Annotated in this window: 14 protein-coding genes; 7 read left to right on the forward strand and 7 right to left on the reverse strand. The window is 44.5% G+C overall.

What is annotated here, in order from left to right:
- Nucleotides 1–952 precede the first annotated feature (952 nt).
- Together BCT11_RS05420 and BCT11_RS05425 are read right to left on the reverse strand one after the other, a co-directional pair.
- Nucleotides 953–1,936, reverse strand: coding sequence for a hypothetical protein (locus BCT11_RS05420; RefSeq protein WP_102387497.1), 984 nt, complete (start codon nt 1,934–1,936; stop codon nt 953–955).
- A 242-nt stretch (nt 1,937–2,178) separates the two neighbouring features.
- Nucleotides 2,179–2,712, reverse strand: a complete 534-nt coding sequence (locus BCT11_RS05425) for a dihydrofolate reductase family protein (RefSeq protein WP_102387499.1) — start codon at nt 2,710–2,712, stop codon at nt 2,179–2,181.
- Nucleotides 2,713–2,811: 99 nt separating this feature from the next.
- Between BCT11_RS05425 and BCT11_RS05430 the strand changes: the two genes are divergently transcribed.
- Nucleotides 2,812–3,378: a TetR/AcrR family transcriptional regulator gene (locus BCT11_RS05430; RefSeq protein WP_102387501.1), complete on the forward strand. Its 567-nt coding sequence runs from the start codon at nt 2,812–2,814 to the stop codon at nt 3,376–3,378.
- Between the two features lie 215 nt (nt 3,379–3,593).
- A complete protein-coding gene (gene yghU, locus BCT11_RS05435) occupies nt 3,594–4,454 on the forward strand; it encodes a glutathione-dependent disulfide-bond oxidoreductase (RefSeq protein WP_102387502.1) in 861 nt (286 codons plus the stop codon).
- Nucleotides 4,455–4,795: 341 nt separating this feature from the next.
- Here the strand turns inward: yghU and BCT11_RS05440 are convergent, their stop codons facing one another.
- Nucleotides 4,796–6,403 carry a BCCT family transporter gene (locus BCT11_RS05440; RefSeq protein ID WP_102387504.1) on the reverse strand — a complete coding sequence of 536 codons (1,608 nt, stop codon included), beginning with the start codon at nt 6,401–6,403 and terminating at the stop codon, nt 4,796–4,798.
- A 500-nt stretch (nt 6,404–6,903) separates the two neighbouring features.
- Between BCT11_RS05440 and BCT11_RS05450 the strand changes: the two genes are divergently transcribed.
- The 3 genes from BCT11_RS05450 to BCT11_RS05460 all read left to right on the forward strand — a co-directional run bounded on the left by BCT11_RS05450 (nt 6,904) and on the right by BCT11_RS05460 (nt 9,485).
- Nucleotides 6,904–8,073 carry a D-alanyl-D-alanine carboxypeptidase family protein gene (locus BCT11_RS05450; protein WP_042602584.1) on the forward strand — a complete coding sequence of 390 codons (1,170 nt, stop codon included), beginning with the start codon at nt 6,904–6,906 and terminating at the stop codon, nt 8,071–8,073.
- Between the two features lie 106 nt (nt 8,074–8,179).
- Nucleotides 8,180–8,587: an SPOR domain-containing protein gene (locus BCT11_RS05455; protein ID WP_038865140.1), complete on the forward strand. Its 408-nt coding sequence runs from the start codon at nt 8,180–8,182 to the stop codon at nt 8,585–8,587.
- 193 nt (nt 8,588–8,780) lie between these two features.
- Entirely contained in the window at nt 8,781–9,485 is a 705-nt protein-coding gene (locus tag BCT11_RS05460; protein WP_102387506.1) for a class I SAM-dependent methyltransferase, read from the forward strand.
- Nucleotides 9,486–9,562: 77 nt separating this feature from the next.
- Here BCT11_RS05460 and BCT11_RS05465 read toward each other — a convergent pair whose 3' ends face one another.
- From BCT11_RS05465 to BCT11_RS05475, 3 genes are all read right to left on the reverse strand, one after another.
- On the reverse strand, nt 9,563–10,036 hold the full coding sequence (locus tag BCT11_RS05465) for a peroxiredoxin (RefSeq protein ID WP_038865142.1): 474 nt from the start codon (nt 10,034–10,036) through the stop codon (nt 9,563–9,565).
- Nucleotides 10,037–10,174: 138 nt separating this feature from the next.
- Nucleotides 10,175–11,164, reverse strand: coding sequence for an efflux RND transporter periplasmic adaptor subunit (locus tag BCT11_RS05470; RefSeq protein WP_038865143.1), 990 nt, complete (start codon nt 11,162–11,164; stop codon nt 10,175–10,177).
- 3 nt (nt 11,165–11,167) lie between these two features.
- The gene (locus BCT11_RS05475; protein ID WP_045422002.1) at nt 11,168–11,662 is read right to left on the reverse strand and encodes a hypothetical protein; all 495 of its coding nucleotides are present in this window, start codon (nt 11,660–11,662) and stop codon (nt 11,168–11,170) included.
- A gap of 168 nt (nt 11,663–11,830) precedes the next feature.
- Between BCT11_RS05475 and BCT11_RS05480 the strand changes: the two genes are divergently transcribed.
- Both BCT11_RS05480 and BCT11_RS05485 read left to right on the forward strand, forming a co-directional pair.
- Nucleotides 11,831–12,754: a LysR family transcriptional regulator gene (locus tag BCT11_RS05480; protein ID WP_038865146.1), complete on the forward strand. Its 924-nt coding sequence runs from the start codon at nt 11,831–11,833 to the stop codon at nt 12,752–12,754.
- Nucleotides 12,755–12,908: 154 nt separating this feature from the next.
- A complete protein-coding gene (locus BCT11_RS05485; RefSeq protein WP_102387507.1) occupies nt 12,909–14,543 on the forward strand; it encodes a diguanylate cyclase in 1,635 nt (544 codons plus the stop codon).
- Between the two features lie 71 nt (nt 14,544–14,614).
- Here the strand turns inward: BCT11_RS05485 and BCT11_RS05490 are convergent, their stop codons facing one another.
- Nucleotides 14,615–15,619, reverse strand: a complete 1,005-nt coding sequence (locus BCT11_RS05490) for an adenosine deaminase (RefSeq protein WP_054755549.1) — start codon at nt 15,617–15,619, stop codon at nt 14,615–14,617.
- Nucleotide 15,620 lies beyond the last annotated feature (1 nt).

Genomic DNA, 15,620 nt, shown 5'->3' on the forward strand with positions numbered 1-15,620 from the left:
AACCGATTTGAGTCACGACCATATTTTTAATGGTCCATCATATTTAAGGTATTTAAGCAGATCATAAATTATTCCTGGGCTTGCTAGCGGGATGCATGTGCCCCCACCTAATACTCCAGCATTTCCGTAAGAGGTTTGGCTCCCAGGAGTACAACTATCAACTAAAGTTACATTAATCCCTTTTTTTTGCAGCTCTATACTTGTCAGCAATCCAACAATACCTGCCCCTATGACAACTGAATTATTTATCCTTTTTTTCATTTTATTTGTTCGACCATTTTATTAATTAGCTTAATTTTAAGCACCGCGCCTGCGCTGGTAGTCATATTAAGTTAACAACAATCTAACAAAACTGATATCGATGTGAATATAATCTCGAGTAGCATCTCGTAAGTTTCTGATTATTTGTTTTATGTTGCATAATTATGCGACCTGCTGCCTATTTGGAACTAGCGTTGCAGCCTAGACTAGTTGAATTCTTTCAAAGATCCGGCGATCTGATCATTTGTAATGGTTGGAACGGCGTATGACATGGGTAAAGCAAAAAAGAAGATAGCTAACTGGACGGAGTATGAATAAGGCGCTGGGTAAGCGTGGTTCGGTTACATTCGGTATAGCCATTCACTCAGTAGCCGAATTTGAGCCTTTTCCCCAAAAATTCAGCTTATCCGAACTTAACGACTTAGATCGCCAACTCTAAACCACCTCTGTCCAAAAATGAGTTCTATCGAACATAGATATCGAAGAAAAAAATGCCCTTCTTACTCTAGGAGGGGCATTTTTATTTCGTTCTAATACTACTCAATATTGATGACCACCCAGTAGCCAAATTGATGAATCAGAAGTTAATCATTGGGCAATATGGTGACAGGCGTAAAAGATGCTACCTTGTTTCCACCAGCAACGTGACTCGATTGGATAACAGAGCAGAACGGTTCGTAAGATCAATGCCTTATTTTACTTCGTACCTTAATAGTACTTCATTATCCAGTACGACATTAGTTGACCAGATAAAGCTTGCCCCAGTACCACTAAATTTTTCAATAAAGTTCATGTAAGACTTTTTATTGTTTACCCCGATCTCATCTTCTGAGTACGGAGTAGCTTGCGGCCATGAGGTGGCGTCAAAATCTTCACTCATCCAATTATCAGGCGTTTCCCAATGAGCTGCGTAAGCATTCTCGCCACTATCAATCCCTTCAGTCGTACAAGTTTCGGACAAACGTTTACCATCGACTTCACTTAGACAAGTTAAATCATAGATAGGAGCGGTATAAAAGGTTTGTGCTTGCCAGTCAGAGCTCGTAACGGTTCCGTCGCTAAAACTTGCGATAAAACCACCATCTCCTGGGTGATAAGCCTTTCCACGATTATCTTCAGTACCCAGTCCCAAGTTCTCTTCCCAATCGATGACTTTCACTGCGATCGTATAAGGCTTGTTAACTTTAAACTTAACGATGCTAGAGTTAAATGGCGTAAATGGAACGCTGTCTACCGCGATCAGTTGACCGTTGATGTATAGCTCAAAGTAATTATCCGCAAAAATGTAGCCTGTGATTTCTTCTCCGTCGTCATCGATGATCGCAACAGGTACAGAGGCTTTATCGACATCAGTAATACTTTGGGGAGTGATGTTTGCACACTCTTCATAAAGATCGACCGCTTTTGGCGCAGTAGTGAAATGGTTTTTAGCGGGAACAGTCCATACCTTTCCACCGGAATCGGTAATTTCACCAATGCTAGCCACTCGGCTGCGTCCATTTTCACACTCAAATAAGTTAGCTTCTGTTGTCTTTGCAAGACCTTGAGTAATACTTGCAGAACCGTTGTAGTCATTTAGATCGCTCTTTGCGTTTGGAGCAGATGATGGCGTACAACCGACGGTCATTAAGATGACGGATGAAAGGGCGATGGCTTGAGTCTTGGTTATGAGCATTGGGTAGATATCCAGAAACAGGTAGAAGGTTTAAGTGTAGTTTTAACCTGAAAGGGAGCAAGGCGCTTAAAGCTGACAGTCCTAACATCTTGAATATGGTAGTGGATAAACGGTAAACAAACGTAAATGATGCGTAATATTCGGTAAAACCATTGATACCAAAAAGGAGCGTCGATTTTGGACAATGAAGATCAAAAAGCCCTTAACGTTATCGTCAAGAGCGTGATTCACTCAACCCTAAACTACCTTTGACGCACGTAAGTCGTTTTCACTAACGTATCTAAAATAACCTCGCTTTTCGTCACTTTGAAGTTGAGTGGTTGTTCCAAATCACCAAACAAAGGTGCGCTGCCGCCAAGTAGGATAGGGAAGCGCGTGATCACCAGTTCATCGATAAGATCTTCTTTGAGGAAGTTTTGAATCGTTACGCCGCCGTCGATGTAAAGCTCGTTAAAACCTTTTGCATTTAGGTCAGCAAGCACATCTTTTAGTTCGCCTTTTACTAAAAAGACTTTGTCTTCGTAGCCTTGGGGCACTTCCGTCATGGTGTTGCTGAGTACGAACACCGGTTTGCTGTATGGCCAATCGCAATCAAAGCTCAGCACTACATCCAAGGTATTGCGTCCCATCACCAAGCCATCAATGCGTTCCATCAGTGAGAAGAAGCCAGTATCAATGTTGTCAGGGTTTGGTACTGAATGTAGCCAGTCGAGTTTGCCCTGTTTATCTGCGATGTAACCGTCGAGACTGGTTGCAATAAATACGATATTTGCCATGAGTACCTCATCAAAATGGTGATGCTTGAGCCAAGCTAAAGGTTGGTTTAAAATTAATTCTACAGTGTAGAATAATGATGAGTTTATCGGGAATATCAAATGTCTGTCAACGAAAAGAAACGCGGAAGACCGGCCGCCAAGCAGTCACAGCTAAGCGCAGAATGCATCTTAGAATCGGCCAAGCTATTGATGAAAAAGGATGGCAAGGTACCAAGCATTCGCTCGTTAGCGACGCAATTAAATGTGGATCCTATGGCGATCTATCACTACTTCAAAAACAAGAATTCGTTGCTTGAAGCGTTAACCACATCGCTGGTGGAGGAAATTTATCAACCTCAAATGAATGAAGATTGGCAAGGTGAACTCAAAAGCTTGTCTGTTAGCTACATTGCACTTCTACGTGAGTACAACGGGTTGTTGCAAACCATGTTGAGCATGACATCCCATGGCCCAGCTCAAGTGTTTACCGAGCGTTATCGAACCATTGTTCAGCCTTTGGGGTTATCCCCGCAAGTGGAGAAAGACAGTTTGGACTTGCTGGCGGATTACCTACATGGGTTCGCGTTCTCGATCAGTTGTTGTCACGATGCAAGCTTGATTAAGACTGAGATGATGAATGGACCGCTGAAGCTGATCTGTTCCTCGTTGTTGGTATCTCGAACCTAGCTCACATTAACGCGACGTTTTTACTTATAGCGTGAAAGAAATTCCCATAACCAAAGGTTCTAACTAAAAGAGATTAAAGGACTTTTATTTGGCGAATTCGACCTAATATCTTGAATAGGCTTTATCGTATTTGGCGATGGGGACATTTGATTATGTTTGCTGGCGTGATTAGGACGTCAGTTTGAAGATGCATTCAAACACAATAAGGGATAACAATGACTAACGAATATACTCCACCAAAAGTTTGGACAAATGATAACGAAAATGGCGGCCAATGGGCGAGCATCAACCGTCCAGACTCTGGTGCACGACATGAACAAGTGCTTCCAGTTGGTGAGCACCCATTCCAGCTTTACTCCATGGGTACACCAAACGGTCAGAAAGTCACGATCATGTTTGAAGAACTGTTAGCAGCAGGCGTAACAGAAGCAGAATACGACGCATACCTGATCAAGATTGGTGATGGTGATCAGTTTGGTTCTGGTTTTGTGTCGGTAAACCCAAACTCGAAGATCCCTGCACTAGCGGATCATTCTGGTGATGAGCCAGTGAACGTATTCGAATCTGGCAATATCTTGTTCTACCTAGCGGAGAAGTTTGGTCATTTCCTACCAAAAGAAGGCGCGAAGCGTGCTGAGGTAATGAACTGGCTATTCTGGCTACAAGGTTCTGCTCCTTACCTAGGTGGTGGTTTTGGTCACTTCTATGCGTACGCGCCAGAGAAGTTTGAGTACCCAATTAACCGCTTCACGATGGAAACAAAACGTCAGCTAGACGTATTGGATAAGTGCCTTGCGAACAATGAGTTCCTAGGCGGTGATGAGTACAGCATTGCTGATATCGCAACATGGCCATGGTACGGCAACTTAGTATTAGGTCGTGCTTACGATGCGGCTGAGTTCCTAGACGTAGCAAGCTACAAAAACGTTGTGCGTTGGGCGAAAGCGATTGATGCGCGTGAAGGCGTTAAGCGTGGCCGTATTGTGAACCGCGCTTGGGGTGAAGAGTGGGAGCAAGTGGCAGAACGTCATAGCGCAGCAGACATTGATGCGGCGTTGGCGAAGAAGCCTGAATAATTGCCCTTTCTGAATGAGTAAAAAGGAATGCTTCGGCATTCCTTTTTTTGTTTCGTCGAGAGGCGTACGCAAAGTAATAAGTGATCGCCTTGAAATAAAGCTGCGTAACAAAGGATGTCATAGGGCTAAGCCCGTTCTAGTGGTGAGTTAGTATCCCTTGACCAACAACTCATTGCGTTATTTGCCCCAACACCTCTGCGTTTGGGGCTTTTTTCTGTGCCTAGAGTCCAGTTCTCATCATCAATAAACTCAAAATCGGATATAAAAACGAGCGCCATAATGACGCTCGTTTCTTGTTTTCGGCTTGAGGCGCAATTTATACGCGCATTCTCAAGAGCGAACTAAGCAACAGAAGGTTTCTGTGCTGCGTTTTGATACGCCGGTAACTCTGACCTTAAGCCTTTAATCAAGCTCACACACATGACCAATAAGACTAAGGTGAATGGTAAACCCGTTGCGACAACGCCAGATTGCAGTGCTTGCAGTGCCTCTTTACCACCAATCCAAAGCATGACGGCAGCGATAGAGCCTTCAATACATGCCCAGAAAATACGCTGTGGTACTGGTGCATCAATTTTGCCGCCAGCGGTGATGCTATCGATAACCAGCGAGCCAGAGTCTGATGACGTAATAAAGAACACCAAAATCAGAACGATAGACAGGATTGAAATGACTGAACTAAATGGCATGGCGTCGTACACATGGAACAACGTCAGTGAGATATCGGTTAAGCCATTTGCGCCTAATTCACCGACTTTATTGACGACTTGGTCGAGTGCGATACCACCGAATACGGCCATCCAAACTAAGGTTACTGTGGTTGGAATCACGATAACCGCGAAGATAAACTCTCGAACGGTACGTCCTTTCGATACACGTGCGATAAACATGCCCACGAATGGTGACCAAGATACCCACCACGCCCAATAGAAAACAGTCCAACCGTGCATCCATTCAGTGTCTTCACGACCTACAGGGTTACTGAGCGCAAAGATATTCTGTGCGTAAGCGACAGTGGTATCCCAAATGGATGTTGTCGCGGTATCGAAGCTAATGAACATCACGAACGCCAGCAGTGCAAAAGCCACCGCCATGTTGATGTTACTCAGTAGTTTGACACCTCCATCGATACCTCGGATCACAGAAAGTACTGCGATAAAAGTAACGAATGCGATAACAATCATTTGCGTACCAATGCCACCTTCTAAACCAAATACATGGTTAATGCCACTGGTTGCTTGTTGTGCACCTAAACCGAGAGACGTCGCTAGACCAAATAGAGTGGAGAGTACCGCTAGAATATCGATAACGTGACCTAACCAACCCCAAGCGCGGTCCCCAAAGATTGGATAAAACGCTGAGCGCAAAGAAAGTGGTAAACCTTTATTAAAAGCGAAGAAGGCCAGTGAGAGTGCAACAATGGCGTAGATCGCCCAACCGTGGATGCCCCAGTGGAACATGGTTGCGGCCATCGCAAGTGATTTTGCTTCTTCGGTATAAGGCTCTACGTTGAGAGGAGTACCGAACCAATTGGTAAAGTAAGCGGTTGGTTCTGAAACACTCCAGAACAACAGCCCAATACCCATACCGGCAGCAAAAAGCATAGATAACCAAGAAATGGTTGAGTGTTCTGCAATGGCGTCTTTACCGCCGATTCTAATTTTTCCGAGGGGAGAAAAAAGAATCGCGATAGCGAATAAGATGAAGAAGTTTGCTGACCACATAAAGAACGAGTCGAAATCTGAAATGATGCCGTTCTTTAGGCCGTTTAGGGCATCACGAGCAGTCGCAGGGTCAACAATGAGAAGAGAAGCAAGACAAAGAAGAACAAGACCAGCACTAATTCCGAATACTGGGTTGTGGATATCGAATCCCCACTTTTGAACGTTGTCTTGGCCAACCTGATAGTCGGTGGTGTCGATACTATATTTTTTTAGTGCATTATCCATAAATACAACATGTACGCTTTTTAAAAGTGCTGTCCTTTTTCAAGAAAAACACCAAAACCGCCCTCCATTTATTTTGAGTTCAAATTAAAAAATGCGACGAGATAATAATGTTTTATGTAAAAATATGCAAATTTACGCTTTTTTGTCCTTTTATGCGAGTTTTGACCGTGCATTTAGGGTTGAAAAGTTATGAGGTGTAATGTTTCGATGTGTAATCTTTTTGGGTCTTGAGCAGAGAGAGTAAGAGCTAAAAGGACGGGGCTAAGATGGAAAGTTCAGCTCTTTGCTATTAGCGCTTTGGTATTTTGAATGGTGATAAATGTTAGTTGTCTCATATGCTTGACTAGCGTATTCATATGCCGGTTTTGTGTGCAATATTCTACGGACATCTCATTCTTTTCGACAAACATCGAGTAAACGTAACGAATCGTAACAGAGCTGCTGTAACTGAACAGCGTTTCAATATACTCCACTTAGTTTGTAAGCCACAGAAAGCTGCTATGAGAAAAAACACTTTAATCAATGCTACGTTAGCGACTGCTCTGACTGCAGTATCTACTTTTAGTTTTGCTGCACCTACCGTTGTTCCTAATGCTCCGGAGCTTAGCTCACGCGGTTACGTTTTAATGGATTACCACACCGGAACTGTATTGGTAGAAAGAGACGCAGATAAGCGTCTTAACCCCGCAAGTTTGACCAAACTGATGACCGCCTATGTTGCTGGTCAGGAGGTTAAATCAGGCAACATCAGTCTGGATGACGACGTGGTGATCAGCCGAAATGCATGGGCAAAAAACTTCCCAGACTCTTCAAAAATGTTCATTGAAGTGGGTACCTCTGTTTCTTTGTCTGATCTATATCGTGGTTTGATTGTTCAATCGGGTAACGATGCCAGTGTGGCTATCGCAGAACACGTTGCAGGCAGTGAAGCTGGGTTTGTTGGATTGATGAACAGTTGGGCGAATCAGCTTGGTTTATCAAACTCTGCATTTACCAACCCACACGGATTGGACAGTGATGGTTTGTATTCGACACCTCGTGATATTGCGACTCTCGGCCGTGCCATCATTCGTGATTTACCAGATATCTACCCGTTGTACAGCGAGACTTCGTTTACTTACAACGGCATTACCCAATACAACCGTAATGGCTTGCTACGCGATCGCAGCATGAGTGTGGATGGCATGAAAACCGGTTACACCAGTGGCGCAGGTTACAGCCTTGCGACGTCGGCAACTAATGGTGACATGCGTTTGGTCGCGGTTGTAATGGGCGCAAAAAGTCCAAGTGTACGTGAGTCAGAAAGCAAACAACTACTGAGTTATGGCTTCCGTTTCTTTGATACGGTTGTACCAACTGAAGCTGGTAAAGAAGTATCAACAGCGCGCGTTTGGATGGGCAATCAAGATGAATTGAAAGTCGGCGTCGATCGCGATATTTATCTAACGCTACCAAAAGGCGATGTAAATAAGCTGCAAGCGGAAGTTGAATACAACGGCGATTTAATTGCCCCGATTCAAAAAGACCAAGTGGTTGGCAAGGTTTTGTATAAGGTCGACGGTGACGTCGTGAAAGAAGCTGAGCTAGTGGCGTTAGAGCCCGTTGATGAAGGCAGTATCTTCAAACGTCTAATGGATTGGTTTAAGCGCTTGGTCGCGAGCTGGTTCTAAATCTCGATTACACGCAAATTGATTTACTAAGGCGGCCGAAATGGTCGCCTTTTTGTTTTGAGCACTCATTAAGAGAAACATTCAGAACAAAAAAACGGAGTTACGTGTGCGCAAGATTTTATCTTTGGCCTTGGCTTTTTCCCTTACTGGCTGTGTGCTGCCGCAGCATCAACCAGTCGATTCTGGGCAATGTGTTGGTGTTATGTCATCGCAAGATGCTTATGGATACCTCAACCCAAATCACTACACGATGCAGGTACTGGCACTCAAAAAAGAAAAGGATGTCAAAGAGTACATTCGCTATATCGATCCGAAACATCCGGTTTGGGTGAACTGGAAAAATAGCCGTGGTACACGATGGTATACCGTGACGGTTGGGGATTTCAAAACCAAGCAAGACGCTTATAACGCACTGTCTTCGTTGCCAAGCCGCGTTAAGCAATCTTCCCCGTTTGTGCTGACGTTTGGTGAAATGCAACGCAAGCAAGAGACCAGTGTGGTGCGAATGCGTTAATACCTAGGCTTTGATTCGATTAGGGGGTTGCATACAATTCAGAGTCTTTCGATACATCGGTAAGGCTCTTTCTATTTTTCAGAACGCCACTTCTTCAATGTACGCGCAAGATCACTGATCTGACGTGCTTTTCACTTTACTTCAGATCGAGTATTTTCTAGTCTTCGCATCCCACTTTTTCGTTGGAGTCACCATGAAGCAAGAAATGTACACCACCTACGCAAAGCAATACGATTTAGCCGCGCAAGATAACCTGTACAACGCGCATTTTGAGCGTCCAAACACCCTTGAACTAGTCGGTGATGTGGCAGGCAAAAAGGTGCTGGATTTAGGTTGTGGTTCTGGTATTTACGCGCAGCTTCTTCTTGAGTTAGGCGCAAGCTCAGTAACCTGTATCGACGCTGCACAAGAAATGATAGACATCGTAAAAGAAAAGCTTGGTAGCTCGATCACCGCTTACGCGCAAAACTTGGCGTTCGGTTTACCAGAAGAGGCAGACGGGCAGTACGACTTGGTCATTTGTCCGCTGATGGTTCATTACATTGAAGATCTGTATCCCTTGTTTAACGATATTCAGCGAGTACTAAAAGCCGGTGGTCAGTTTGTCTTCTCAACCCACCATCCATTCGCCGATTTTGAATGTTCGGCTTCTGGCAATTACTACGATAAAGAGCTGGTTGAAGGTATGTGGAATACGGTAGGAGAACCAGTTCCTGTGGCATTCTACCGCCGCTCATTGCAAGACATTACCGATGCGATCACGGGCAGTAACATGGCGATGCTGGCGATTTCAGAAGGTAAGGTGAATGAGAAGATTCGTAAAATCTCAGAAGAGCATTATCAACGCCTTTCAACCTTTCCGAATTTCATATTCATTAAGTGCCTAGCGTTAAAATAAAGTGTGTTAGGCGAGTGAGTTAACGTAATAAAAAACGGAAGCCAAATGGCTTCCGTTTTACTTTGTTCTTGCCTAGATTATAGCGCTGCTAGAATGGTTTCTGCTTTGCTCGCTTCGAATGTTTTTGGCTCTTCAACATTCAGCGTGGTTACTACGCCATTTTCAATGATCATTGCGTAACGCTGTGAACGAACACCGCCAAAGCCGCCCGTGTCCATTTCTAGACCAATTGCTTTAGTGAAGCTTGCATCACCGTCACCCAACATGAGTAGCTCAGAAGCATTTTGCGCTTCGCCCCAAGCTTGCATGACAAAGGCATCGTTTACCGATACACAAGCAATAAGATCAACACCTTTCGCTTTCAGTTGGTCTGCTAATACAACGTAGCCAGGTAAGTGAGCTTCAGAACATGTTGGCGTAAATGCACCTGGTACCGCAAACAACACGACTTTCTTGTTGGCAAACAGTTCGGTTACTTCGTGATTTACCATGCCATCCGCAGTCAGTTCGCTAAGCGTTGCGGCAGGTAGTACTTGGCCTTGTTGAATCATCATTTTCTTCCTTATTTGGGTAGCTTTATATAGCTCACTCAGTCTAGCGCCAAAAGTGTTTGCTAACCACAGACGAATTGTAGGGGCATCATGGGCTTCCTAAAAACAAACCGCCTCTGTGGGCGGTTTGTTTATTCTCTACATCGCGTTCAAGTAAGACTTATAAGAGTGAAGGCGAACCGTTGCTGCGCCAATTACATCAATGAAGCCAAACAGGCTGTGTGGTTTATTTGCGGCAATCCACGCTGAGCCAGTTGCACCGATTGGGATGGATTTGCCTTCTGGTTCGAAGATTTCCAAAATCACAGTACGACCATGGCTACTGGTGTTTGCTCCCACGTGCTGACGAACACTTTGCGGCCCTTGCAGAGGAGAGACAGAAGATTCTCCGGTACCCGCAGTAATACTGTGCACGCGCGCACGGAACACTTCACCAGGGTATGCGTCGACGTAAAACTCAGCAAACTGTCCCGCTTCAACGTAACGATAAGTTTGGTCAGGGATGCGCATTTCTAAAAACTTACGTGAGGTGTCGTATATGTGCATGTTACCCACACGGCTGCCGTCAGCGACATTAACAACGGCTACTTGGCCATCATAAGGCGCTCGTACCGTTTTACGCTCTTGCTCAAAGACAGTCTTCTCAAGGTCAGCATGGAGTGATTTTAATGACGCTTTGGCGACGCGTAATTGTGATTCGTAGTATTCCAGATCGCGGCCTTTGAAGATTTCTGGTGAAGTTTCACCACGCACGATGTCACGCTTCAACTGAGCGATGGTCTCTTCTTGCTGCACAATCCCAGCCTTAATCTTCTCGACGTCGGCTTGCGAAGTGGTATCCACTAAGGTGTAAATCACATCGCCTTTCTTGACTCGTTGGTTGTGCTGCACATTGATGTGGTCGATTTGCTCACGAAATAGGGGAGACAACACGGAGTGTGGTGCTTTGACTGTGGATGAGTAAGTGAGATCAACCGGAGCCCACAAACGGGATAGAATCCCCAGCACTACAAGAATGAACGCGCCGCCAGAAATAATCCAAAACGCGCTTTTAAGTGTCCATTTGATCGCGCCAGTAGAGACCAAAATCCACATGATCAAAATGTACGGAATCATTACCTCTTTCATCGGTTATTCCTCCGTTGCTTTTGCTGGCGTTTGGGGTTGTGTTGACAGGCGGCTATTGCGAATAATGCTGCTAAGTGATTGACCAATGTGTTCCCAGTTAGCGAACGCAATGATAAGTGCCAATACCCACCATGCTTTATGGATGAATAAACCACATAGAGACAAAGCAAAAACCAATTGAATGTGAGAACTTTTCTTTTCTTCCGCTCGGTGCACTGCAACTTCATGGATCTGCCATAGCAAATAGATAACAAAAAGGACAAGGGCTATGGTGACAGAGAACAGATACCCGCTGAAGTATTCAGAGTTAAAGATCACCATCATGGTGTCGTTGGGCGTGTTGGTAAATAAACTCATATCAATGTCTTTTGAATTGATCGTACCTATAGGTGCAAGCAAATAAGCACCGCAAAGCATCAGAGCCATGAAGATCGAGAACTTTAATAGCACCATAAAAATCGCAAATATCACGCGACCTATGGCTTTTATGACGTTCATAGTTATACCTTTTGTCGATGTTTGGAGGGTAGAACGTTGAGCGAGTGATGGTTGTTTTATTTGTTTCATCACGTGCGCGAAATTGTATGAAAAAACGCCATAAGTTGAGTTATATGTGATATAAGTTATGGCTATATCACTAGGTAAATTGGCGAGAATACATAAATTATGAAGCACTCAGATTACAGCCTTATGCCGACCTTCGTGGCGATTGTCGAAGAGAAAAGTTACACCAAGGCGGCGCAACGATTGGGCATTAGCCAATCAGCGGTCAGCCAAGCGGTAGTCAGGCTTCGTGAGATGTTTAACGACGCACTGTTTATACGTGAAAGCCACGGTGTGTCACCGACGGCGTATGCTCTGGATATTTACCCAACGCTTGCCAGTGCAGTTGAAAGTATTGCGTATATGTTGCCTGAACATTCTCGATTTGACCCTGCCCAATGTGATAAGCGTTTTGTGATCTCGTCGTTAAGTGTGTTCGGTTTTACCTTGTTACCAGAGTTGTCTGCAATGATTAGTCATACTGCGCCAAAAGCGATGACGCGGATTGAACCACTCTATAGCATGGACTTAACCAACCTTTTGCGAACTCAGCAATGTGATCTTGTGATTGAGGCACAGACTAACTTGCATCCTCATTTACGTTCTCAAGTGTTGATGTCTGATAAGTTGACGGTAACGTGCCGGGCTGACCATCCACGCTTACTAGGCAATACCATTAGCGTGGATGAATATTTAGCAGAAAAGCACGTCACTTTATCTCAACTTGATCAACAAGGAGGGTATTTGACTGGACGTGGGATTAAAGACGAAAAAATATTAGCTCAGCGTGACGTTGCTTGGCAGAGCAGCAGTATTATAGAAATATTGCCGGTGATACAACGTTGCGACTATATCGCCCTTATGCCTCAAATATTGTTAGAACAGTACAAAGAGTTGTATCAATTGAAAGCGTTAGAGATCGACTTTCTAAAAGAGCCTATCGATGTTGCCATGTATTGGCATTCATCTCGTACCAACGATCCAAGTCATAAATGGTTGAGAGAACAATGTGCATTGGCAGCGAAGAAGTTTTCAATAAACTATTAAATTTCGACCGTTTTTCATACTAAACCACATAGCAGACTCTTTACTAACAAACTAGACTATATGCATATCCTCGCACTTAATAAGGACATTTGTGTATATCGCGGGGTTTGCTTTCCGAAGTGTAAGAACCAAGTTTGTCGTGACGTATTCCGTAATGACGATTTGTTTCGTCCTGATTCTTTTCGCTGTGTTGTACTTTAAAGAGCGGCAACGGATCTTTAGTGTCGCCTTAGAAAACTCCATTCAACTTTCTAACCTCCATTCGGACGTCATCAGCCAAGAGTTGCAACGACATGTGGCGTCATTGCAAACCATTCGTGGTCACCAACGTGTTCAAGAAGGGGATATCGACTTTATTGTCGAAGAGCTTAAGTGGCTCAAAAGCATGTCTAAGAAGTCTGTGATCAATACGCTTTTCGTCGATGAGCATTGGAATCTGATTGATTACAAGGGTAGAGCCATAAAAATCGAGTGGCCGGAATTTGTTGGAGATGCTCGATGGAAGAACGGAGGTTATCACATCACAGCGCCGCACGTTGGCTTACTGGTCAAAACGCCCGTTGTTGCCCTTGGTGTACCTGTGTATGACGAAGCGGATAACTGGAAAGGGATTGTTGGTGTTTCTATTTCCGTAGACTACCTTGCGCAGCGTTTGTCGAAAGTGAAGTTAGGCAACAGCAGCTATGCTTGGATCTCTGATAGCACCGGGACAGTGGTTTCTCATCCCGACAGCTCTCTGATTTTGCACGCCAATATTTTTGAAGGTGAACGAGTTGGTTTTGAAGGCTTTGCTGACATTGCGGTGCAAACCAATTGGGAGAATGTTGGACACGGCCACTACTACGACAGAAAGGTCAATGAAGCCAAGATCGTGACTTTCGCTAAAATCGATACTTTGCCCAATTGGACGCTCTTTGTGACCACGGAAGAGTCTGATATTTTCCTCGATATCAATGAGCTACTGGAAGATGTTGCGATTACTTCATCGGTGGTGATTGTTGTTTTCATGCCTATCGTGTTTTATCTCACCAATTCCATCACAAGGCCGATTTTGGATCTGACGTACGATGTCGAAAACGCAGTGAACAATCATTACACCGCGTTTTCTGGCTACGATTCGAAAGATGAAATAGGTCAGCTTTCCAATGCGTTTAAAAACACTTTTGATGAAATCCATCAGCACAATAGAAAGCTAGAGGAAGTGGTCGCACTCAGAACACAAGAGCTCAATACTGCGAACCAAGAGTTGGCGTACTCGGTCAATTTGCTCAATGCAAACAACCACAAGCTCACTTGGTTGGCCATGCATGATCCGCTCACCAACTTATTTAACCGTCGTGCACTGATCACCAAAGTCAACGAGCAGCTTCAAAAGGCACGAGCGCACAGTTGGCCTGTCTCATTGATTTTGCTCGACCTTGACCACTTTAAAGAGGTTAACGACACATTTGGGCATGATGTTGGGGATGACGTACTAAAGCATATTGCTGATTTTCTGGCCCAAACCCCTTTAGAGGAAGGTATGTTGGCACGATGGGGCGGGGAGGAGTTTGTCATCGTCGCTTCCGAGGTATCTTTAGAAAAGGCACTGCAATGGGCACAAAACCGTTTAGAGGCGCTTAAGGATGAAGATTTCAGCCCTGTTTCGAAAGTGACGTTCAGTGCGGGCATTGCCACATTAGGGTTAGAAGACAGTTTTGATGAACTGGTCGCCAGAGCAGACAAGGCGCTCTATGTTGCAAAAAATGCGGGGAGAAACTGTATTAAAACCGAACGAGATACATCGTGAGGTACGTAGTAAAGGTGTATTTCAAACAACAAAATCAGGGCTAGATAGCTAGCCCTGGTTTGTATTTATAATCAGTGATTCGCTAAATAATCAGCGACTTGAGCTCGGTATTTGGCTTTCAGCGCTTCGCTGATGAAGCTCGCATTAATCGCATTGATGGTGAACTGAGCTAGCTCTGGCTTTGTCATCGGGTGTGCATTGCTGACTGCCAAAAAGTTATCCGTCATGTAACCGCCAAAGTAAGCCGGATCATCCGAGTTAATGGTTACCGCGACACCTTTACGCAACAAGTCGACAATGTTGTGCTGTTCCATTTCATCAAACACGCAGAGCTTGATGTTCGACAACGGGCACACCGTGAGAGGCATTTTGCTTTCGATAAGCGCTTCGACCAACGATGCATCTTCAACGCAGCGAACACCATGGTCTACTCGACTGACACTTAGCATCTCTAGTGCGTCAACAATATTCTGCGCTGGACCTTCTTCGCCAGCATGAGCGACCGTCAGCAAGCCCGCTTCTTTTGCCTGTTGAAATGCACGCTTAAACTTCTCTGGCGGATGACCAAGTTCGGAAGAATCCAAGCCAACACCAATGATTTTATCTTTATGTTCTAAGATCGATTGCAGCGTTTCGATCGCGCTTTCTTCAGATAAGTGACGTAAGAAGCAAGCAATGATTTGTGAGGTGATACCGAGCTTTTCTTGTCCGTCTTGCATGGCGCGAAAAATACCATGAATGACAACATCAAATGCAATACCGCGGTCGGTGTGCGTTTGCGGGTCGAAAAAGATTTCAGTATGGATAACGTTGTCGGCTTTGCAGCGTTCTAGATATGCCCAAGTCAAATCGTAAAAGTCTTGCTCTGTACGCAGCGCATTTGCCCCTTGGTAATAGATATCGAGAAAAGATTGTAAATCTTCGAACTCGTAGGCTTTACGCAGTACTTGAGGTGATTCGAATGGGATGTCGATTTGGTTGCGCTTTGCTAGTTCAAACAACAATTCTGGCTCTAGCGAACCTTCTATATGTAAATGTAACTCTACCTTTGGAAGACCTTGAATAAATGCGTTCATA

It is taken from the genome of Vibrio sp. 10N.222.52.B12, from assembly GCF_002875385.1.
Lineage (GTDB): Bacteria > Pseudomonadota > Gammaproteobacteria > Enterobacterales > Vibrionaceae > Vibrio > Vibrio jasicida.